A 21,166-nucleotide genomic window follows, 5' to 3' on the forward strand; every position below is an offset into this window, starting at 1 on the left:
TTAGACCTCTTTCGGTTGGGATAGAGCTTTTGCGACGGTGACGCTGTGCGGTGGCATCTGAGGATCGCCCAGCAGGCAATCAAAGCCATCGGGCAGGGTCCATGCCTGAGGGCCGTAATTGGTGAAAAACCACAGATCACCGCGACGACGCAGGCGGATATGTTCGGGCAGCGCCATGGTTTGCAAGCCTGCGTTTTGGCAGACCAGATCCATCACAGACCCGAGCAATTCCTGATCCGGCCAGCACAGCAGGTGCAAGGTGCTGCCGTGCTGGGTCAGCGCAGGACCACCATCTTCAAAGCGGGCCAGCACCTGTGCGGTGCTGGTCGCATGGTCGCGCCAGCGGATGGCGTTGCCTTGCACCGCGCCATCGACCGTCTGGGTCAGGCCGGGGCGCAGAGAGGCGACCTCGATCACCCGGTTCTGTGTCAGGGCGTGCAGGGGGCCGGGTGGCAAGTCGGACGGCACGGCAAAGTTGCGGGTCCGCGAGCCTGCGCGCGGGCCGATAAGCACCACGCCTTGTGCCGCTTCCAACGCCGCCTGTGCGGCATCAGTCACATGGATCATCGTGGGCACGATCACCGCCGCGTAGCCGTCCAAGGCTGCGCCGGGGCGCACCACATCGACATCCAGCCCGCGACGGCGCAAGGCCTCATACCAGCGGAAGGCCAGTTCTTCATAGCGGAAGTCGTGGCCCTGCGGCTGCACCATCGTCGCCCAATAGCTGGCGTAATCGAACACGATGGCCACCGGGGCCTGCTGCACGGCGGGCAGCGGGCCAAGTTGGGCGATTTCTTGAGCAACTTGGCCTGCCTCAAGGCCCCCGGGCGATAATTTGTCCACCCCCGGCAGGTTTAGGCCGGCGTGATACTGCTCTTGCGCGAACGGGGCCTGACGCCAGCGGAAATAGCTGACCACCTCGGCCCCGTGCGCCATGGCTTCCCATGTCCAGAGCCGCACCATACCGGGCTTTGGCACCGGGTTCCAAGCGGCCCAGTTCACCGGGCCGGGTTGTTGTTCCATCACCCAGAACCGACCCCGCCCGACGCCGCGATACAGATCATGGTGCCATGGCGCGATATCGGGATGCGAGGTTTCCGCCCAGCGGTTACGCTCGGCCTCCGAGAACGGGAATTTTTCAACAAAGCCAATCGGGTAGCTGTCCCAGGATGCCAGATCAAGGTGATCGGCCACCGCGAAATGGTCGAAATCCGACACGAAACCCATGAAGTTATGGGTGATCCAGCGATCTGGCGACTGTGCGCGGATGATGTCGCATTGCATCAGATCATAGGTTGCGACCTGTTCAGACTGAAACCGCCAGAAATCCATCCGATGCGCCGGGTTGGCTTCGGTTACGGTCAGGTTGGGCAGGGTGACTTGCGAGAAGTCAGCGACCTCCATCGACCAGAACACCGCACCCCAAGCCTCGTTCAGCTGATCGCAGGATTGATAGCGGCGGCGCAGCCAGTCTTGGAAGGCGCGCAAATCTTCCGGGCCCCACGACAGGGTGGTGTCATGGCAGCCGTATTCGTTGTCGGTCTGCCAGCCGACCAGACCGGGATGATTGCCAAAGCGTTGCGCAATGGCGGTGACGATGCGTGCGCTTTCGCGCCACCATGTCTGCGACGACATCGTGTAATGCCTGCGCGAGCCAAAGCCGCGCACCCGGCCCTGTTCGTCGTAAGGCAAAATGTCGGGGCATGCATCGACCAGCCATTTCGGCGGCGTGGCGGTGGGGGTGCCCAGCACGATCTTTAGCCCCGCCGCGTGCAGCACATCCATGACGCGGTCCAGCCAGCCAAAGTTGAACTGATCGCGCGCAGGCTCGATCCGCGACCAAGCAAATTCGCCGATGCGCACGTAAGAGATGCCCAATTCCCGCATCCGGCGTGCATCGGTGGCCCAGCGGCTTTCGTCCCACTGTTCGGGGTAATAACAAACTCCCAGCATCAGCGCGTCAGATCCCCATTCAGCACGGCCTGGCCGTCGGCATTGAACAAATGGCAGGCGCGCGCCGGAAAGCCGATCTGCATGCTATCGCCGGGACGTTCGGGGGCCAGACCATCGGCCTTCACCGCGATTTCGGTGCCATCGGCAAGGCCCACGAAGAACAAGGTTTCCGACCCCAGATGTTCGGCCAGATGCACCTTTGCGGGCAACACCGCATCGCCCGCACCGGTGGCACTGGCGTGTTCGGGGCGCAGACCCAGCGTCATCTTGGCTGCCGCCGCCAACGAACCTGCCAGTTGCAACACGGCCCCGCCGGGCAACGTCACTTCGATGCCGCCGTCATGGGGGCGGGCGTCAACCGCGATGAAGTTCATCTTCGGGCTGCCGATAAAGCCTGCAACGAACAGATTTTTCGGGCGGTGATACAGCTCTAGCGGGCTGCCGACCTGTTCAATGCGCCCCGCCGACAGCACCACGATCTTGTCGGCCATCGTCATCGCTTCGACCTGATCATGCGTCACGTAGATCATCGTAGCACCCAGATCCTGATGCAGCCGCGAGATTTCGCCGCGCATCTGCACCCGCAACGACGCATCAAGGTTCGAGAGCGGCTCGTCGAACAGGAACACTTCGGGGTTGCGCACAATCGCGCGGCCAATCGCCACCCGTTGCCGCTGCCCGCCCGAAAGCTGGCCGGGTTTGCGCGCCAGCAAGGGCTCAAGTTGCAGCATCTTGGCCGCCGCCGCCGTGCGCTTGGCAATCTCGGCCTTGTCATGGCCGGTCATCCGCAGGCCAAAGCCGATGTTCTCGCCCACGGTCATATGCGGGTAAAGCGCATAGCTTTGGAACACCATGGCCACACCACGATCTGACGGGCCAACGCGGGTCATATCGCGCCCGCCGATGCGCAGGGCACCTTGCGAGATATCTTCCAGCCCCGCGATCATCCGCAGCAAGGTGGATTTGCCGCAGCCCGAGGGGCCGACAAACACGCAAAACTCGCCGTCTTTGATCTCAAGGTCGATGCCCTTGATGATGCTGATCGCACCAAAGTCTTTTTTGACGTTGCTTAGGCTTACTTCGGCCATGACAGGCTCCTTTTCATCAGCCCTTGGTCGCGCCAAGGGTCAGTCCGGCAATGAAATGCCGCTGCATCAGGAAAAACATCAGGACGGGCGGCAGCGCTGCGATGATCGACCCAGCGGATACCAGATGCCACGCCGCCACCCATTGCCCGTTCAGCGCATAAAGCCCTGCCGTGACGGGCATCGCGTGCTGGCCCTGCACCAGAACCGTGGCCCAGAAGTAGTCGTTCCACACGAAGGTAAACACCAGCACCGACAGCGCCGCGATGGCAGGGCGCATCAAGGGCAGCACGATGTGGCGGAAAATCTGCCATTCGCTGACGCCTTCAACCCGCGCGCTTTCGATCAGCGCAAACGGCAGGCCCTTGATGAAGTTGCGCATGAACAGGGTGCAAAACCCGGTCTGGAACGCCACATGAAACAGCACCAGCCCTAGGGTCGTGTCATACAATCCGGCCTTAAGGGTCAACTCACGCACCGGCACCATCAGGATCTGGAACGGGATGAAGTTGCCGGCCACAAAGGCAAAGAACACCCACAGATTGGCGCGAAAGCCGTACACCGCCAGCGCAAATCCGGTCAGGCACGACAGACCCACCGCGCCGATCACCGTCGGGATCGTGACCTTGAACGAGTTCAGGATATACCAGCCGATCGGGCTGTCGCGAAACACCGACGCGTAGTTTTCATAGGCGATCGACGAGGGCATGCCAAAGTAGTTGCCTGCCGCCAGATCAGAGGCAGGCCGCAGCGATGTCACCGCCACGCCGATCAGCGGGAACAGCCAGATCACCAAAGCGATGGGCAACGCGATCTGATAAGCAAGCCGGGCGGGGGCCGAGGCTTTTTGGATCGGGGTCGGAAACATCAGCGGTTCCTTTCCTGTGCGATCATCCGCATGATGAACAGCGTGATAAACACCATCATGATCAGGAACAGCACCACCGCGATGGCGGCCCCATACCCCATGCGATAGCCGTATTCGGACAAAGCTTGTTCATACATGAAGTAAGACAGCACCTGACTGGAGCCATAGGGGCCGCCTGCTGTCATGATTGACACCAGATCAAAGCTGCGCAAGGCACCGATCACCGTGACGACCATGGCGATGAAGGTCGCGGGCGCCAGTTGTGGCAAGATCACATGCCGCAGCAAGCGCCAGCCACGGGCATTGTCCATCCGGGCGGCTTCGATCTGCTCAAAGTTCAGATTGTTCAGGCCTGTCAGATACAGGATCATGCAATAAGCGGTCTGCGGCCAAAGCCCTGCCGCGATGATGCCATAGGTGACGTAGCGCTCGTCCGCCAGAATGGCCACTTCGCTGCCGGTCAGCCATTTGATCAGTTGCGAAAACAGGCCGAAATCGGGGGCGTAGAACCAGGTGAACATCAGGCCGACAACGACTTGGCTGATCACAAATGGGAAGAAGAACAAGGATTTGTAAAGCCGGATGCCCCAGACGTTCTGGTTTAAAAACAAGGCAGCCGCCAGTCCCATCGGGATCGCCAGCAGATATAGCCCAAGCCACAACAGGTTGTTTTTCAGCGCGACGTAGAAGGTGTCGTCGTCCATCAACTCGACATAGTTGGCCAGACCCACCCAGGTTTTCGGACCCAGACCGTCCCAGTCCTGAAAGCTGATCCAGATGGATTGCACAATCGGGATCAACACGTAAATCAGGAACATCACGGCACCCGGTGCCAGAAAAGCATAGGGCGCAATCTTCATCTGGTTCCGTTTCCAGAACCTGGCAGGCTGGGGATCGTGGGGCATATCGACCTCGTGAATAAAGCGGGTCGGGGCCGCCCGAAGGCGACCCCGCAGTCGGGGGAGGAGTCCGACCTATTTGTAGACTTTGGCGCGGGTTTTTTCGAGCCGCTCAAGAATGCGGTCGATGTCGTCGGGCTTGACCATAAATTCCTGGAAGCCCTCCATCCCGGCCTTGGCCATTTCCGCAGGCGCGTCGCGGTCATAGAACTGTGCCAAGGCATGTGCATTCGACAGCATGGTGAAGCCTGCCTCAAGGAAGGTGTCGGTGGGTTTTGCCGATTGGTTGTTGACCGGCAGCTGGCCCAGCGTCGCGTTCATCTTGGCTTGTGCTTCGGGCGAGGCCAAATAGGCTAGGAACACCTTTGCGTCTTCTTTGTTCTTCGCCCCTGCCGGGATGTGGAACGTGTCGGTCGGCGCATCTTCCGACATCGGAATGCCTGCGGTGATTTCCGGGAACTGCATGAAGCCGATCTGGTCTTCGGTCAGCCCGCCGTCTTTCATCGTGGCCACCGCAAAGTTGCCCATCAGATACATCGCAGCCTTGCCCTGCACCATTTGCGGGATGGCATCCTGCCAATCAATCGCGGCGTGATTTTCGATGAAATAGCCCGGCTTGACCAGCTCGGCCCATTTCTCAAACACGGCTTTGACGCGCGGATCGGTGTAGGGGATCTTGCCAGCCGTCAAATCCATGTGGAATTCATAGCCGTTCACCCGCAGATCCAGATAGTCGAACCAGCCCGCAGTTGGCCACAAAGCCTTGGTGCCAATGGCGAAAGGCGCGATGCCTGCGGCCTTCAGCTTTTCGCTGGCAGCCAGCAGTTCGGCCCAGTTTTTCGGGGGCGTGATGCCGTTTTGTTCAAACAGGTCTTTGCGGTAGTAGATGCCCCACTGGTAGTAGGTGTAGGGAACGCCCCACTTTTTGCCGTCAATGGTCATCGACGAGGCCGCCGATTTCAATTGATCATCCAGACCGTTGGCGGCCCAAACGTCGCTGACATCCTCAAACAGACCGGCTTTGACGAAGGGCTCCATCCGGTTGCCTGCATACCAGGCGGCCACATCCGGCGGATCGGCTGTCAAGAAGTTGCGGATCGCGGCTTTGTAACCTTCGTGATCGAAGTTGTTCCATTTCACGGTGATGTCAGGATACTTCACCTGAAAATCAGCGATCAATTCTTCCATCGCCTTTTTCGGCGTTGGGTCTGATTGGTCCGAGTTGATCACAATCTCGCCTGCGAAGGCGGCTGTGCCCATCAGAAATGCGCTAAGCGCCAGCCCGGTAAGGGCTTTTGTCAGTGTCATGGTTTCCTCCCTGAAACCGAAATTCGGTTTTGTCCCAGAAACCTCTCCTCCTAGAGAGTATCTGGTTGCGATTGAGTTTGGCATCAAATGCAGTAAACTCTATCGACATGCCGTGTAATACTTCCGGGATTCTAAGGTGCAGATGCAATGCAAACCCAGACTTTGGCCAATATGCGCGACGAGTCGACGCCCGCGCATCCCGAATATGACCCGCGCCATCCGCTTGTGGTGTTTGGCGATCATCGGTTTTGTGCGGGTGAATCTTTGGAAGTTCAACGCATGCCTGGCCCGCATATGCACAGCCAGATTGAACTGAATTTCGTGCTGGAAGGCGAGATGACCTATTGGTTTGACGGCCGGGAACTGACTGTGGATGCCGGGCGGCTGTGCCTGTTCTGGGGCATGGTGCCGCATCAGGTGATCGCGCGCGCCGAGCCTACGCGGTTTGTCTGCCTGTATGTGCCAATGTCGGTGTTTTTGGGATTGGCGTCACTCAGCCAGTTTCGCGATGCGGTGTTTCGCGGCGCGGTGATCGAGGCGATGCATCTCACCGCTTGGGACCGCGATATTTTCATGCGCTGGCGTTTAGAATTGCTTTCGGACGATGCCAGCCTGACCGAGATCATCCGAAATGAGTTGACCGCGCGGGTGCTGCGCATCGAGCGCGACGGTTGGCGCGATCTGCGCGAGGAAGGCTCGGCCATTGCCAGCCTGGCCCCGCATGGGGCAGAGCGGATCGAGCATGTGGAACGCATGCTGCGGTTCGTGGCTGAACATGCGCTCGGGGATGTCCGGGCCGAAGCGGTGGCGGCCAGCAGTGGCCTGCACCCCAACTACGCCATGTCGCTTTTCAAGCGCTCTGTCGGGCAAAGCATAACCCAAGCCATCACCCGCCACCGACTGGACACGGCGCAATCGCTGTTGATCTCGACGGATAAATCCATCACCGAAATCGTCTACGAATCCGGATTTGGCTCAATTTCACGCTTTTATGAAGCTTTTTCCGATAGGTTTGGCGAACGCCCAAAAAAGTTCCGCCAAAGACTGCGTGCGAAAGCCGTGCTTTCTTCCTAAGTCAGGACACGTTGATCTTGCAGGTATGGCGTGATTTCACTCTCCGCCCCGAGACTGAACGATGAGTATCCTTTTCTGGCTGGCGGACGCGCAGATTACGCGACTGAGCCCCCCAGAGCCATGGTAAGTCAAGCACGAGTGCTCTTGTGTTCCGATCAAAACTCAGTTCCCCAGGCACGGGGTGCGACTTCCTAGTCAGGCATCAAATTGTGCCTTTGCATTTCAGGCGGACAAAGTAAGTTGATCCAGTTTTACCGAGGGGATCTGGATTATCCAGAGACTAGACTGCGCTCACTTTCGCAAAATCGCGTTGCTGCAGACTCTGCTGTCAAACTCTGCAGCTTTTGCTGTCACGCCACACACAAACAACTTGTCCACAGAAGATTTCTCCACAATTTGCTTTACAGGCTTCCCCCATAGCCACACTATATCTAGTAAGGGCGATGCCGGGTTACGCTGTTGGTTGCCGGGCGCCCAGCCCATAGGGGACGGTATCGTCACTGGGGCTTTATAATGAGGCCGGCCCATGTCATTTTCCGAAGATTACCTGCTGAGCGACGATCTTCATCCGATCGACATCGTGGAAAATCTCGCCGCCCACCATGATTGGGAATTCGACCGCGTCACCGATGATCAGATCGCGATGGCGGTCGAGGGCCAGTGGCGCACCTATGCGTTGACCCTTGCGTGGTCGGCGCAGGACGAAACTTTGCGGCTGATCTGCACCTTTGAGATGGAGCCGCCAACTGATAAAATGGCGGCCCTCTACGACGTTTTGAACCGCTGCAACGACATGGTTTGGACCGGGGCTTTCACCTATTGGGCCGAGCAAAAACTGATGGTGTTCCGCTATGGCCTCTGCCTTGCGGGCGGACAGATGGTGGCGCCCGAGCAGATTGATCGGCTGATTTCCGGCGCGATCACTGCCTCGGAACGGTTTTATCCGGCGTTTCAGCTGGTGTCCTGGGCCGACAAATCCCCCGCTGATGCGATGAAAGTCGCGATTGCCGAGGCTTACGGCCGGGCCTGAAGCGCACAGCGTTTCTGCAGTCGCGTCCTAACTCGGAAATCGGCTCTTATTCGCAGATCGCCCTGAATTTAGATTCAATGTCCTGACAAAGCGCACTAACCTCTCTGTAAAAGGGGAGTTTTCGATGCTGTTGGATGTGGTGGCCCGCGATGGGCTGGTTTTGCTGGGATGTGGCAAGATGGGGACGGCGCTGCTGACCGGATGGTTGGCGGCGGGGGTGCCTGCAACGAGCGTATGGGTGATCGAGCCGCATCCGACCGACTGGCTGAAAGCCACCGGCGTGCATCTGAACCAAGGCATGCCGCCAGCCCCAGCCGTGGCCTTGCTCGCCGTCAAACCGCAGATGATGGGCGCGGCCTTGCCTGCCCTGCAAGCCTTGGGCAATGGGACGACGCTGTTCATATCGATTGCCGCAGGCACCTCGATTGCCACGTTCGAAGCGGCTTTGGGCGCGCGTACTCCGATCGTGCGCACCATGCCGAACACCCCGGCGATGGTCGGGCGCGGCATCACGGGCATCTGCGCCAATTCTCACGCTGGGGCCGATGGCCTCGCCCTTGCGCATCAATTGATGCTGGCGGTTGGCCAAGTGGTGGAACTCGACGGCGAGCATCAGATTGACGCTGTGACCGGGGTGTCCGGCTCGGGCCCGGCCTATGTGTTCCATCTGATCGAAGCGATGGCTGCGGCGGGTGAGGCTGAGGGCCTGTCGCCCGACATCGCGATGAAACTGGCGCGCGCAACCGTTTGCGGTGCAGGCGAACTGGCCTATCAGTCGTCAGAGCCCGCCAGCCAGTTGCGCATCAACGTGACCTCTCCGGGCGGCACCACGGCGGCCGCCCTTGCGGTGCTGATGGACCCAGACACAGGCTTCCCGCCGTTGCTGAAACGCGCCGTCAAAGTCGCCGCCGACCGGGGCAGGGAGCTTGGTAAATGACCGATGCCCCCCCACAAAGTGTCGCAGCCCAGATCACCTATGCCGAGTTCGCGCAGGTCGATATCCGCGTTGGCCGCATCACCCGCGCTGAACCCTATCCCGAGGCCCGCAAGCCGGCCTACAAACTTTGGCTCGATTTTGGCCCCGAAATTGGTGAGAAACGCTCCTCGGCACAGATCACCGAACATTATACGCCGGAAGCCCTGATCGGGCGGCAAGTGCTGGCGGTGGTCAATTTCCCAGCTCGACAGATCGGCAAAGTGATGTCTGAAGTGTTGGTGCTTGGCCTGCCCGATGCGATGGGTGAGGTCGTGCTGATCGGCCCCGGCCACGACGTGCCTTTGGGCGGAAAGTTGTTCTGATGAAACTGCTGATCACCCGTCCTTTGCCCGATGCCGTCATGCAAGCCGCCCGCGCGCGCTTTGATGTCACCGCCCGCGCCAGCACCCTGCCGCTTGCGGCATCCGAACTGCGCGCCGCCCTCACTGATTACGACGTGGTGCTGCCGACGCTGGGCGATCTGTTCAAAGCCGAGGTTTTCGCCGATGTGGCCACCCCAAGGGCAAAATTGCTCGCCAATTTCGGGGTTGGCTTCAACCACATTGACAGCAAAGCCGCCGCTGCGCTTGGCATTGCCGTCACCAACACCCCCGGCGCGGTCACCGAGGCTACTGCCGATGTGGCACTGACCCTGCTGCTGATGACCGCGCGGCGAGCGGGCGAGGGCGAGCGCATTTTGCGCGCAGGCCAGTGGCAAGGCTGGCACCCAACACAACTTCTGGGCGCGCCTGTGTCGGGCAAAACCGTCGGCATCATCGGCATGGGCCGCATCGGTCGTGCCATCGCACAACGCTGCCACCTTGGCTTTAACATGCGCGTGATCTACCACAACCGCTCTGCCACAGATGCAGGCGTCGCCGCGCAGCAGGTCGCGCTGGCGCAAGTGCTGCAGGCCGATTTCGTGGTGATCGCCGTCCCCGGTGGCCCGGCGACCCGCCATTTGATCAATGCCGCAGCCTTGGCGCAAATGGCCCCGCATGGTATCCTGATCAATATCGCGCGCGGTGATGTTGTGGATGAGGCCGCCCTCGCCACCGCCCTGCAAACCGGCCAAATCGCAGGAGCAGGTCTTGATGTCTACGAAAACGAGCCGCAGATCACCCCCGCCCTGCTGGGTCTGGAAAATGTCACGCTGCTGCCCCACCTTGGCACGGCCGTTCTGGAAACCCGCACTGCGATGGGCATGATGGCCGTCGCCAATCTGATCGCACATCTGGATGGGCAGTCGTTGCCCAACCGGGTGTAACCCATGGCCATCCTCTGCGATCAAATATCCCCGCCGGAGGCTCTGCGGCCAATATCAGAAGCCTCCGGCGGGAGTATTTTTCAAAAGAGCAAATCCAAGCGCCAAAGCCGGGGGAGCGGGCTCGATGCCACCGAGAACGGCACCTTCGTGCGGGTCACGCCATGATCATCTCGCGCGGCCGACGCTTTATCTTTGTGCATATCCCCAAGACAGGCGGTACAGCGCTGAGCCTTGCCTTGGAAGATCGCGCGATGAAGGATGATATTCTGATCGGCGACACGCCAAAGGCGCGCGCGCGCAAGGCCCGGCTGAAAGGGGCGAAATCGGCGGGGCGGCTGTGGAAACATTCGACGCTGTCCGACATCGCAGGTCTTGCTTCCGATGATGAGATTGCCGATTTCTTTACCCTGACCTTGGTGCGCAACCCGTGGGACCGCGCTGTCAGCTATTACCACTGGTTGCGCAGCCAAAACTTCGCCCACCCGGCCGTGGGTCTGGCAAAGTCGCATGATTTCAGCGGCTTTCTGAACCACCCCCAAACCCGCACCGCCTTCAGCCTTTGGCCCTATACCGCCTATATGCGCGACCGTTTGGGGTTTGAGCGCGCCAGCCTTTACGCGCGGTTGGAGCATCTCGATACCGATCTGGCACCTTTTGAAGCGCACTTAGGCTTCCGCCTGACGCCCCTGCTGCAAGCCAACGCCTCGGATCGCGCCCGCGACTGGCGCGGGTTTTATTCGGATGCCGACGCTGATCTGATTTCGCACATCAGCGCCGAGGATATCATCCGCTTTGGCTATCGCTTCGACCCAGATTAGGCCGCGTTTTGTGCGCCAAACCTCCCGTAAAAGCTTTCCGCATTGGCCGCCATCTCGCGCAGCAGGGCAGGGGCTTCAAACCGCGGGCCAAACTCTGCCACCAGCTTCTCGCAAATCTCCACCGCGCGCGCAGCCCCGATGATATCCAGCCACGAGAACGGCCCGCCCGACCACGGCGCAAAGCCCCAGCCAAGGATCGCGCCGACATCGCCTTCGCGGATGTCGGTCAACACGCCTTCCTCCAACGCCCGCACCGCCTCCAGCACCTGCGCCATCAGCAAACGGTGCTGCACGGTGGCGAGGTCCGGGTCGGCCTTGCGCGGGTATTGCGCCGTCAGCCCGTCCCACAGGCCTTCGCGTTTGCCCGCCGCATCATACGCATAGAACCCCGCACTGGCCTTCTTGCCCATCCGGCCTTGATCCGCCATCCAGAACAGCACCGCATCCACCGCGCCATCGGGATAAGCCTCGCCCATCGCGGCTTTCGTGGCTTTGGCGATCTTCACGCCAAGGTCAATCGAGGTTTCATCAACCAGTTGCAGCGGCCCCAGCGGCATCCCCACCAGCTTGGCGGCATTCTCGATCAGCGCCGGTTCCACGCCTTCGGCCACCATGCGGATGCCTTCGTTGATGTAGGGAATGATGCAGCGGTTGGCGTAGAAGAACCGGGCGTCGTTCACCACGATGGGGGTCTTACGAATGGCGCGCACGAAATCCAATGCCTTCGCCACCGCACGATCCCCGGTTTCTTTGCCGCGGATGATTTCGACCAGGTTCATCTTGTCGACGGGCGAGAAGAAATGGATGCCGATGAACTGATCGGGTCGACCGCTCGCCTTTGCCAGCGCTGAGATCGGCAAGGTCGAGGTGTTGGAGGCATAGATGCAATCTGCGCCCACGGCAGCTTCGACGCGTGCCGTCACCTCGGCCTTGACCTTCGGGTCTTCGAACACCGCCTCGACCACCAGATCGCAACCCTTCAGCGCCGCATAATCCGTGGTCGCCAAAATCCGCCCCAGCACTTCGGCCTTCTTCTCCACCGTCACCTTGCGGCGCTGGATGCCCTTATCGAGCAAATCCGCCGAATGGGCTTTACCGCGATCCGCGCTGTCTTGTGCGGCGTCAATCAGCACCACTTCAATCCCCGCCAAGGCCGCGACATAGGCGATCCCGGCCCCCATCATCCCCGCGCCAATCACGCCGAGCTTTTTCACTGACTGATCGGCAACCGAGGGCCTGTTCGCGCCTTTCTCCAACGCTTCCTTGTTGATGAACAGGCTGCGGATCATCGCTGATGAGGACGGGTTCAGCAGCACCGAGGTGAACTGCCGCGCCTCAATCCGCAATGCCACGTCAAACGGCACCAAAGCGCCTTCATAGACCGCGCTTAGCAAGGCTTTGGCCGCAGGATACACCCCCATCGTCTTGCCCAAAACCATCGCGCTTGCGCCCACAAAGGTCATAAACCCAGCTGGCTGATACGGCGCACCGCCGGGCATCTTATAGCCCTTGTCATCCCACGGCTTGACCAGATCGGCGTCTTTCGCAGCCAAAATCCATTCCTTCGCCCGCGCCAAAAGCTGATCGGGGGCGACCACCTCATCAATCAACCCCGCCGCCTTCGCGGCTTTCGGGTCCGACAACTTGCCTTCCAGCAGGAACGGGGCTGCCATCATCGCGCCCAGCTTGCGCACCAGCCGGGTCGTGCCGCCGGCGCCGGGAAAAATCCCCACCATAATCTCAGGCAGACCGATCTTCGCTTTTGGGTTATCCGCCGCGATGATGCGGTGGCACGACAACGGCAATTCCAACCCGATCCCCAATGCCGTCCCCGGCAGGGCCGCCACAATCGGCTTACCGCCCTTCTTGGTCTTTGGGTCCATCCCGGCCAGCTCGATCTTGCGCAGCACCTTGTGCATCGTCATCACGCCGTCGAAAATCGCCTGCGCCCCACCCGCCCGCATCTCGGCAATGACGTTCAGATCCATCCCCCCGGCAAAATCTTTCTTCGCGCTGGTGATGATGATCCCCTTGACGCTGGCATCCGCCAAAGCCTGATCCACCAACCCGCTCAGCAACCCAAAAGCCGCCGTTGACATCACGTTCATCGACTTGGCCGCCACATCCCAAGTGATCGTGGCGACGCCATCGGCATCAACAGCCATGGTGAAATCGGTCATTTGCGCGCTCCTGCACTGCGGGGTCGGCCATCGGCGTCAGTATAGCGCCGGGCTGCACCGTCTTTATGGGTGATCAGATCGTGATCGGGATAGTGAATGATATCGCGGGGCAGCCAGGTGCCAATGGTCAGATAGACCACATCGCCCGTGCTGCGGTTGTGCACCTGATGTCCGATAGGCCAACCCGCAGGCCAACACGGCATCTCGCCGAGGGGACGCGGGGTTTCGCCGTTTTCAACCCGCACCGGCGCACCAGACAGCACCAGCACCAACTTATCCTCAGCCGCGTGCCAAGGCCGATCCGAAGACCACACCTTCGCTGCCAAGGTCTTAACATAAGCGCCAAATTGCGTAAGACCACCCGCCACGGAAAGCCGCAACGTGCTGACGCCTTCGCGGTTCTCCTCGGGGGCAAGACTTGGATCAACGATCATCGCGGCCCCTCCCATGCGCTGCCGTCCTTATAGGCGAAACTGGCTTGCCCGCCCTCAACTGTCAGCACCAGATCGACATCGGAATAGGTCGCGACCTCGCGCTTGGATTTCGAGCCCACTACCAGAAACCGCGCCACAGCGCCCGAGCGGTTGATGAACTGATGCCCGTCCGGCACATTCGCTGGAAACGCCACGCAATCGCCCGCAACCATCACAGTCTCACCGGCATCCTGCACCAGCACACATGCACCTTCGGTCACCATCACGAACTCATCCTCGACCAGATGCCAATGCCGCAAACTAGACACCGCCCCCGGCTGCAAGATCACCAGGTTGACGCCAAACTGCGTCAAACCCCCGGCATCACCCAGCCGCAAACTGCTGCGCCCCGCCATCATCTCGGCATAGGGCGAAGGATACATCGAGCCGGTTTTCACTGGCACTTTGCTCAGATCAAGTTTCGCCATCCTCTCCCCCCGCCTCCCCGAGTTTCGGCGTGAATGCCCCGCCCCTGATTTCCGACAGCCCAAGGCTGAAGCGAATATGTCCGCGCGCGCTTTCAATTTCGCAGATCAACCAGCCTTCAGGCTGCTCAACCAGCAGAAACCACGTCTCAAACGGATCGACGATGCGCTGGGCATGCACCATGATATGGACATTGCAGCGCACCCGCAGATGCGTGGCACCCACCACAGTGATTTCTGCAACATGACGGAAGATATCCGTCACCCCCCGACCTTTAAGGTTGTCGTGGTACAGCTGAAAATCCGCCCGCAACGCGTCTTCGGTCTGCAACACATAGGCAGGATCGCCGCGCGGTGTGATCCGCAGCGGCAACGACATCACGCTGGCATACCCTGCGAAATCGCCACTGAGCAGGGATTGCGTCAGCGTTTCCCCCAAAGCTGCGAAGACATGCCGCGGCATGATCAGAGCCGCTCAATAATGGTCGCAGCCCCCATACCCGAGGCGATGCACAGCGTGGCCAACCCAACTGTTTTGCCGCTGCGCTCTAACTCATCCAGCAAAGTACCGATGATCATCGCACCCGTGGCCCCCAAAGGATGCCCCAAAGCAATCGAGCCGCCGTTGACGTTGACCAAAGCCGGATCGACATCAAACGCCTGCTGGAACCGCAGCACCACTGCAGCGAAGGCCTCGTTGACCTCGAATAGATCAATGTCGCCAATCGCCATCCCGGCATCGCGCAGGATTTTTTCCGTCACCGGCACCGGCCCGGTCAGCATGATCGTAGGGTCCGTGCCGATCTTTGCCGTCGCCCGAATCCGCGCCCGCGGTTTCAGCCCGTAATCATGGCCAAATTCCGCATTGCCAATCAGCAAGGCCGCAGCGCCATCGACGATACCGCTGGAGTTGCCCGCATGGTGAATATGATTGATCCGCTCCAGATGCGGATATCTCATCAGCGCGATTTTATCAAAGCCGGGCATGCTCTCGCCCATATCCTTGAACGCCGGTTTCAACGCGCCGAGGGTTGCCATATCAGTGCCGGGCCGCATGTATTCGTCGCGGTCCAGAATGGTCAAGCCATTCTGATCCTTGATCGCAATCACCGAACGGCCAAACCGATTCTCTGCCCAAGCCATCGCTGCCCGATTCTGCGATTCCACAGCCAAAGCATCGGCCATCTCGCGGGTGAAACCGTATTCGGTCGCGATAATATCGGCCGAAATCCCTTGTGGGACGAAATAGGTCTTCATCGCCAAAGACGGGTCCACCGCAATCGCCGCCCCATCCGAGCCCATCGCAACCCGGCCCATCATCTCGACCCCGCCCGCGATGTAAGCCGCCCCAGCACCACCCTTGATTTGGTTGGTGGCCAAATTCACCGCCTCCATCCCAGAGGCGCAAAACCGATTGATCGCCAAACCGGGGATCGACTGATCCAACCCCGACGCGAGCACCGCCGAGCGTGCCAAACAGCCGCCCTGTTCGGCGACTTGCGTGACGTTGCCCCAGATCACATCCTCCACCGCATGGCCCAGCAGGCCATTGCGCTCGCGGATCGCGTCCAAAATCTTCGCCGAAAGCGCCACCGAGGTCAGCTCGTGCAACGCCCCATCCGGGCGGCCCTTGCCGCGCGGGCTGCGCACGGCGTCATAGATAAAAGCTTCGGTCATGTTGCCTCCTTATACCCGGTCAGACGGTTTGCCGGGCATCAGATCATAGGGATGTTTCCAGCCCGGCACCGCCGCAATGCGGTCCAGCCAGGCGTCGATATGGGGCCAATCGGCGCGGTTAAATCCGAAGGGCTCGGGGTAATACAGGTAACCACACAGCGACAGATCGGCGATGGTCATGGCCTCTCCCGCCACCCATTTGCGCGCCTCAAGATGGCCGTTCAGCACGGTGTAAGCGGTCTTCAGGCGGCTGTGTAGAAACGGGATGACGCCAGCAGGCCGCTTTTCTTCCGGCACAAAGTTCGCCAAAAACCGCGCGGTGCCGATCTGGGTCGACAGCTTGTGATTGTCCCAAAACAACCAGCGCAACACCTCGCGGCGCTCTGCCGCAGATTTTCCGCCCAGTTTGCCGGATTTAGAGCTGATATAATCCAGCATCACCCCCGATTGTGTCAGCGTGGTTTCCCCATCCACCAACACCGGCACTTCGCCCATCTCATTAAGCGCGCGGAACTCAGGCGTGCGGGTGGCGCCGTTGAAGAAATCAACAAACACTGGCTCCCATTCGATATCGGCGAAAGTCAGCGCCAGCGCCACCTTGTAGGCATTGCCGGATTCGCCAAAGCAGTAGAGTTTTGCGGTCATCGCTTAACGCCCTATGTTGCTCCCGGGTCAAAGCCGGGGGTTTTCCACCCCCGGACCCCCGGAGAGTATTTTCGCCAAGATGAAAAACGATTCCTTAACCATTCTTCGTCAGTCTCGCTTTGTGGCACAGGCTGGAGAGCCGATGGCCATCCAAGGTGAAACCCTGCGCCCGCTTAAGTCGGATAGCCAAGCCGTAACGCGGTCGCAGGGCGGAACTGTTCTGTTCGATTTCATCTTGGCCTAAATACTCCCGCCGGAGGCTTCTCGCTATAATTCAGCGCAGGATTTGGTTATTTGCGCGCCTCCAGTTCCGAATTGAACAGCCGCAGCCGGTGCGTCAGATTGTCGTGGTTGATCACCGATGAGTAGTTCTCGAACAGAAACGACAGCGCCTCGCCCTCATCCAGACCCGCCTCTTTGGCGAAGCTTTTCAGGCGGCGGTAACCGTCTTCGGTCATCGCAACCGGAAAGCGGCGGGTGAGGCGGAAGCGTTTCGGCATGGGCTAACTCCGGTTACCTTCGCGCCAGCTTAGAACGCCTCAGCCGCCAGCGCCATCACCGGATCGGCCCCGGACTCAATCCGCGCCAGATGCAGCGCAGTTGCGGGCAGCTGCCGCGCCATATAATAGCGCCCGGTCGCGAGTTTCGCGTTAAGGAAATCGGCATCGCCACCGGCATCCAAGCCCGCAAGCGCCGCTTTCGCCATCTTTGCCCACATCAGCCCCAGACAGGTATGCCCCATCATGGTCATGAAGTCATAAGACCCCGCCAGCGCCGCATTCGGGTTTTTCATCGCGGTGTTCATGAAGAACATCGCCGCTGCCTGCACATCTTTCGACGCGGCTTTCAGCGGGTCCAGATAAGGCACCATCCGCGCGTCGCCTTCATTCTCTTTGATAAATCCCTTCACCAAAGCGAAAAACGCCATCACATGCTTGCCGCCATCGGTCGCCAGTTTCCGCCCCACCAGATCCAACGCCTGTACGCCATTGGCACCCTCGTAGATCTGCGCTATCCGCGCATCGCGGACAAACTGCGACATGCCAGAATCCTCGATATAGCCATGCCCGCCCCAAACCTGCTGCGCCTGCACAGCCGTCTCAAAGCCACGGTCGGTCAGGAAGCCCTTCAGCACCGGGATCAGCAAAGACACCAGCCCCTCGGCATCCGCATCCCCCGAGCGCACCGATTGGTCGATCATCGAGGCCGCCCAATAGGTAAACGCCCGCGCGCCTTCGACAAAACTTTTCTGATCCATCAGGCTGCGGCGAATGTCAGGATGCACGATCAGCGGGTCTGCCGGGCCATTGGGGTTCTGCGCCCCGGTTACATCGCGCCCCTGCAAACGGTCCTTGGCATAGCCCAAAGCGTTCTGATACGCGGCTTCCGCCACCGCATAACCTTGCAAGCCCACGCCCAGCCGCGCCTCGTTCATCATGGTGAACATCGCCCGCATACCTTTGTGCAGATCGCCCAACAGGTAGCCCACCGCGCCATCATAGTTCATCACGCAAGTGGCGTTGCCGTGAATCCCCATCTTTTCTTCGATCTTGCCGACCGAAACCCCGTTGCGCGCGCCCAAAGAGCCGTCGGCGTTGACCAAGAACTTCGGCACGATGAATAGCGAAATGCCCTTGGTGCCCTCACCGCCGCCCGGCGCCTTGGCCAGCACCAGATGAATGATGTTCTCGGCCAGATCATGCTCACCTGCCGAGATGAAAATCTTCGTGCCCGCGATCTTATACGATCCATCCGCTTGCGGTTCCGCACGGGTGCGCATCAGCCCCAGATCTGTGCCGCAATGCGGCTCGGTCAGGTTCATCGTGCCGGTCCAGTCACACGACACGATCTTCGGCAGATAGGTCGCCTTTTGCTCAGCCGTGCCATGCACATGGATCGCCGAATAGGCACCATGCGTCAGCCCCTGATACATGTTGAACGCCATATTGGCCGAGACAAACATCTCGCCCACCGCCGTCGCCATCACATAGGGCAGACCCTGACCACCATATTCGGGGTCACAATCGAGCGCCGTCCAGCCACCCGCCTTCATCGCATTAAACGCCGCTTTGAACCCCGTGGGCGTGCGCACCACACCGTTTTCCAACACGCAGCCTTCCCGATCACCCACGGCATTCAACGGCTCTAGCAGCTCAGAGGCAAGCTTCCCCGCCTCCTCCAGCACAGCCCCTGTGAAACCTGCATCAAGATCGCCATAACCCGGAATATCGCGGCCAGAGACCCCGAGCACATCATGCAACAGGAATTGCATGTCTTTCAGGGGGGCTGTGTAGGTGGTCATCGGCCTTACTCCTCAATTCGGCTGTCTGTGCTAGGCGTGGTCTGCGGCTTTATTCGGCCGCCGCGTGGAAGGCGGCCAAAGCCGCCCCGGCGCTGTGTAATTCGGTTTCCAACTCGGCGATGGCGATGCTCAGCTCGTCGCGTTGCGCTTTCATCTGCGTCAGACGGTCTTGGCCCAGATCAAAGGTGCGGGCCAGTTGCGCCTGATTGCTGCCGTTTCTGTTATACATATCAAGCAGCTGCCGGATATCTTCCAAGCTGAAGCCAAAGCGCTTGCCGCGCAGGATCAGCTGCAACCTTGCGCGATCCTGTTTGGTATAAAGCCGCCGGCTGCCCGCCCGGATCGGCGACAGCAGTTCTTTAGCCTCATAAAACCGCAAGGTGCGGGCGGTCACCTGATAGGCGTCGCACATCTCGCGGATCGACAGGGTTTCGGTTTCACTCAAGCTCATGGCACTTCCTCGGCAATCACTGCCGGGTAGATGGGGATGTTGCGCCCATCATAGTAGAGTGCTTGACGTTAACGTAAATGTAACGTCACGTCAGAGTTTGGCATGACGTGGTGTCAAATCTCGGTCAATTTGCGGATTTCCGCCGCAGCGGTGTCACGCAAGGCCCGCAGATCGCTGATGCTGGTTTCCAACTCGCCTTGTTGCCGGGTCAGATCGGCCAGTTGCCGATCCGCCATGCCAAGCCATTGCTCCAACTGAGTCTGCGTACCCTGCTGCCGATAAATCAGCAGCCATTGCCGGATTTCCTCAAGGCTAAAGCCAAACCGCCGCCCGCGCAGAATAAGCGTCAGCCGTGCCACCTCGCGCGAACCATAAAACCGCGCGCGGCCATCCTTTTCCGGCGAGAGCAGCTCGATATATTCGTAATAGCGCAAAGTACGGGGGGTGACCTCGAACTTCGCGCACATTTCTTTGAAGCTTAGGCGAGTCTCAGTCATGCGGGCCTCCCATCCACAGACTAGGCCCTGCCAGTGCCGTGCGCAAGAATTGTGAGCAGCCCCTTGCACTTGCCGCGCAGCGCGAGATTATGGCGCCATGACCGATATCCTCACCCTCGCGCGCCAATTCATCCAAGCCCTGCCGTTTTCCCGCGCGCTGGGCATGGAGTTGACCGAACTGGGGCCGGGCCGCGCCACCATCACCATGCCATGGGATGCGCGGCTGGTTGGCGATCCGGCGACGGGGGTGCTGCATGGCGGCGCGATTTCGGCGCTGATGGACACCGCCTCGGGGGCCTCGGTGATGAGCCACCCTGCCGCACCCACCTCTACCGCCACCTTGGATCTGCGCATCGACTACATGCGCCCCGCCACCCCCGGCCAGATGATCACTGCGCGGGCGGAATGTCACCATGTCACGCGATCTGTCGCCTTCGTGCGCGTGACCGCCTGCGACGAGGACGCGGCCCGCCCGGTGGCGATGGGCACCGGCGCTTTCACCCTAGAGCGACCGAAGGGGCCAACCACATGAAGCGACCCGAGCCCGTACAGGTGATCAAATCCCGCCGCGACAGTGCTTTGGCGGCGCTGGTGCAGGCGGTGCCCTATATCCAATTCCTCGGCATCCGCTTTGACCGCCGCGGCGATGAGCTGACCGCTTGGCTGCCCTATTCCGACATGCTGATCGGCAATCCCAGCCTGCCCGCGCTGCATGGGGGGGTGACGGCGTCGTTTTTGGAAGTCACCGCCCTGATCGGTCTGGCCTGGACCAGCCTGTGGGACGATCTGGAGGCGGGCCGCATCGACCCCGCGCGCGTTGCGGCGGGCCAGCTGCCACCCTTGCCGAAGACGATTGATTTTACCGTCGATTACCTGCGCGCGGGCCTGCCGCGTGATTGCTATGCGCGGGCCACGGTGAACCGCTCGGGCCGTCGCTTTGCCTCGGTGCAGGTCGAGGCCTGGCAAGACAACCACGCGCGCCCCTTCGCGCTGGGCTCTGTGCATTGCCTGATGCCGGAAGACGGTTGACCTGAACCGGGGTGCCGCCGTGGGTGGCATCGAGCCACCACGCGGCGGCGCTGCCGGGGGACGGTCTGATACCAACGGCCCTAGATATTGACCGTTGCCCAGTCTCTGGACATGATCGAGGTTATCGCTGCCGGTTCGTTCGCGAAGAAGTTCCAGGCTGCGGCGCATTGGTCGAGGATTTTATCGTAGCTGTCGAAGACGGTGTTGGC

At 60.3% G+C, this 21,166-nt stretch carries 23 protein-coding genes; 8 read left to right on the forward strand and 15 right to left on the reverse strand.

Annotation, left to right across the window (positions count from 1 at the left end):
* From Q7V03_RS16635 to Q7V03_RS16655, 5 genes are all read right to left on the reverse strand, one after another.
* Complete coding sequence (locus tag Q7V03_RS16635; RefSeq protein WP_304926713.1) at positions 1-1,953, reverse strand: beta-galactosidase; 1,953 nt, start codon at positions 1,951-1,953, stop codon at positions 1-3.
* On the reverse strand, positions 1,953-3,041 hold the full coding sequence (locus Q7V03_RS16640; RefSeq protein WP_304926714.1) for an ABC transporter ATP-binding protein: 1,089 nt from the start codon (positions 3,039-3,041) through the stop codon (positions 1,953-1,955). Before Q7V03_RS16640 ends, Q7V03_RS16635 begins: the two co-directional genes overlap by 1 nt.
* 16 nt (positions 3,042-3,057) lie before the next feature.
* Positions 3,058-3,906, reverse strand: coding sequence for a carbohydrate ABC transporter permease (locus tag Q7V03_RS16645; protein ID WP_304926715.1), 849 nt, complete (start codon positions 3,904-3,906; stop codon positions 3,058-3,060).
* Positions 3,906-4,811 (reverse strand): carbohydrate ABC transporter permease, encoded by a 906-nt coding sequence (locus Q7V03_RS16650; protein ID WP_304926716.1) that lies wholly within the window; start codon positions 4,809-4,811, stop codon positions 3,906-3,908. Before Q7V03_RS16650 ends, Q7V03_RS16645 begins: the two co-directional genes overlap by 1 nt.
* A gap of 69 nt (positions 4,812-4,880) precedes the next feature.
* Positions 4,881-6,113: an ABC transporter substrate-binding protein gene (locus Q7V03_RS16655; protein WP_304926717.1), complete on the reverse strand. Its 1,233-nt coding sequence runs from the start codon at positions 6,111-6,113 to the stop codon at positions 4,881-4,883.
* 147 nt (positions 6,114-6,260) lie between these two features.
* Here Q7V03_RS16655 and Q7V03_RS16660 point away from each other — a divergent pair, with 147 nt between their 5' ends.
* From Q7V03_RS16660 to Q7V03_RS16685, 6 genes are all read left to right on the forward strand, one after another.
* Complete coding sequence (locus Q7V03_RS16660; RefSeq protein WP_304926718.1) at positions 6,261-7,187, forward strand: helix-turn-helix domain-containing protein; 927 nt, start codon at positions 6,261-6,263, stop codon at positions 7,185-7,187.
* A 526-nt stretch (positions 7,188-7,713) separates the two neighbouring features.
* Entirely contained in the window at positions 7,714-8,217 is a 504-nt protein-coding gene (locus Q7V03_RS16665; RefSeq protein ID WP_054009027.1) for a YbjN domain-containing protein, read from the forward strand.
* 124 nt (positions 8,218-8,341) lie between these two features.
* Positions 8,342-9,154, forward strand: coding sequence for a pyrroline-5-carboxylate reductase (gene proC, locus Q7V03_RS16670; protein WP_304926719.1), 813 nt, complete (start codon positions 8,342-8,344; stop codon positions 9,152-9,154).
* Positions 9,151-9,516, forward strand: coding sequence for a tRNA-binding protein (locus Q7V03_RS16675; RefSeq protein ID WP_304926720.1), 366 nt, complete (start codon positions 9,151-9,153; stop codon positions 9,514-9,516). The genes proC and Q7V03_RS16675 overlap by 4 nt, the downstream gene beginning before the upstream one ends.
* A complete protein-coding gene (locus Q7V03_RS16680; protein ID WP_304926721.1) occupies positions 9,516-10,460 on the forward strand; it encodes a D-glycerate dehydrogenase in 945 nt (314 codons plus the stop codon). Before Q7V03_RS16675 ends, Q7V03_RS16680 begins: the two co-directional genes overlap by 1 nt.
* Positions 10,461-10,621: 161 nt before the next feature.
* Positions 10,622-11,278: a sulfotransferase family 2 domain-containing protein gene (locus Q7V03_RS16685; protein ID WP_304926722.1), complete on the forward strand. Its 657-nt coding sequence runs from the start codon at positions 10,622-10,624 to the stop codon at positions 11,276-11,278.
* On the opposite strand, the gene Q7V03_RS16690 is transcribed toward Q7V03_RS16685, so the two are convergent.
* The 10 genes from Q7V03_RS16690 to Q7V03_RS16735 form a co-directional block, all read right to left on the reverse strand.
* A complete protein-coding gene (locus Q7V03_RS16690) occupies positions 11,275-13,458 on the reverse strand; it encodes a 3-hydroxyacyl-CoA dehydrogenase NAD-binding domain-containing protein (protein WP_304926723.1) in 2,184 nt (727 codons plus the stop codon). The genes Q7V03_RS16685 and Q7V03_RS16690 overlap by 4 nt on opposite strands.
* Entirely contained in the window at positions 13,455-13,892 is a 438-nt protein-coding gene (locus Q7V03_RS16695) for a hypothetical protein (protein WP_304926724.1), read from the reverse strand. The genes Q7V03_RS16690 and Q7V03_RS16695 overlap by 4 nt, the downstream gene beginning before the upstream one ends.
* The gene (locus Q7V03_RS16700) at positions 13,889-14,359 is read right to left on the reverse strand and encodes a cupin domain-containing protein (protein ID WP_304926725.1); all 471 of its coding nucleotides are present in this window, start codon (positions 14,357-14,359) and stop codon (positions 13,889-13,891) included. Before Q7V03_RS16700 ends, Q7V03_RS16695 begins: the two co-directional genes overlap by 4 nt.
* Positions 14,346-14,819, reverse strand: a complete 474-nt coding sequence (locus Q7V03_RS16705; protein ID WP_304926726.1) for a hypothetical protein — start codon at positions 14,817-14,819, stop codon at positions 14,346-14,348. The genes Q7V03_RS16700 and Q7V03_RS16705 overlap by 14 nt, the downstream gene beginning before the upstream one ends.
* A gap of 2 nt (positions 14,820-14,821) precedes the next feature.
* Positions 14,822-16,033 carry an acetyl-CoA C-acetyltransferase gene (locus Q7V03_RS16710; RefSeq protein WP_304926727.1) on the reverse strand — a complete coding sequence of 404 codons (1,212 nt, stop codon included), beginning with the start codon at positions 16,031-16,033 and terminating at the stop codon, positions 14,822-14,824.
* A 9-nt stretch (positions 16,034-16,042) separates the two neighbouring features.
* Positions 16,043-16,678 (reverse strand): glutathione S-transferase family protein, encoded by a 636-nt coding sequence (locus Q7V03_RS16715; RefSeq protein WP_304926728.1) that lies wholly within the window; start codon positions 16,676-16,678, stop codon positions 16,043-16,045.
* A 290-nt stretch (positions 16,679-16,968) separates the two neighbouring features.
* Positions 16,969-17,178: a hypothetical protein gene (locus Q7V03_RS16720; protein WP_304926729.1), complete on the reverse strand. Its 210-nt coding sequence runs from the start codon at positions 17,176-17,178 to the stop codon at positions 16,969-16,971.
* 29 nt (positions 17,179-17,207) lie between these two features.
* Positions 17,208-18,980, reverse strand: a complete 1,773-nt coding sequence (locus tag Q7V03_RS16725; RefSeq protein ID WP_304926730.1) for an acyl-CoA dehydrogenase C-terminal domain-containing protein — start codon at positions 18,978-18,980, stop codon at positions 17,208-17,210.
* Between the two features lie 49 nt (positions 18,981-19,029).
* Positions 19,030-19,431, reverse strand: coding sequence for a MerR family DNA-binding transcriptional regulator (locus tag Q7V03_RS16730; RefSeq protein ID WP_304926731.1), 402 nt, complete (start codon positions 19,429-19,431; stop codon positions 19,030-19,032).
* 113 nt (positions 19,432-19,544) lie between these two features.
* Positions 19,545-19,928 (reverse strand): MerR family DNA-binding transcriptional regulator, encoded by a 384-nt coding sequence (locus Q7V03_RS16735; protein ID WP_304926732.1) that lies wholly within the window; start codon positions 19,926-19,928, stop codon positions 19,545-19,547.
* 97 nt (positions 19,929-20,025) lie between these two features.
* On the opposite strand from Q7V03_RS16735, the gene Q7V03_RS16740 reads away from it, so the two are divergent.
* Positions 20,026-20,460, forward strand: coding sequence for a PaaI family thioesterase (locus Q7V03_RS16740; RefSeq protein ID WP_304926733.1), 435 nt, complete (start codon positions 20,026-20,028; stop codon positions 20,458-20,460).
* Entirely contained in the window at positions 20,457-20,957 is a 501-nt protein-coding gene (locus Q7V03_RS16745; protein WP_304926734.1) for a PaaI family thioesterase, read from the forward strand. The genes Q7V03_RS16740 and Q7V03_RS16745 overlap by 4 nt, the downstream gene beginning before the upstream one ends.
* Positions 20,958-21,166: the final 209 nt, after the last annotated feature.

The organism is Cypionkella sp. (assembly GCF_030652235.1).
GTDB lineage: Bacteria > Pseudomonadota > Alphaproteobacteria > Rhodobacterales > Rhodobacteraceae > Cypionkella.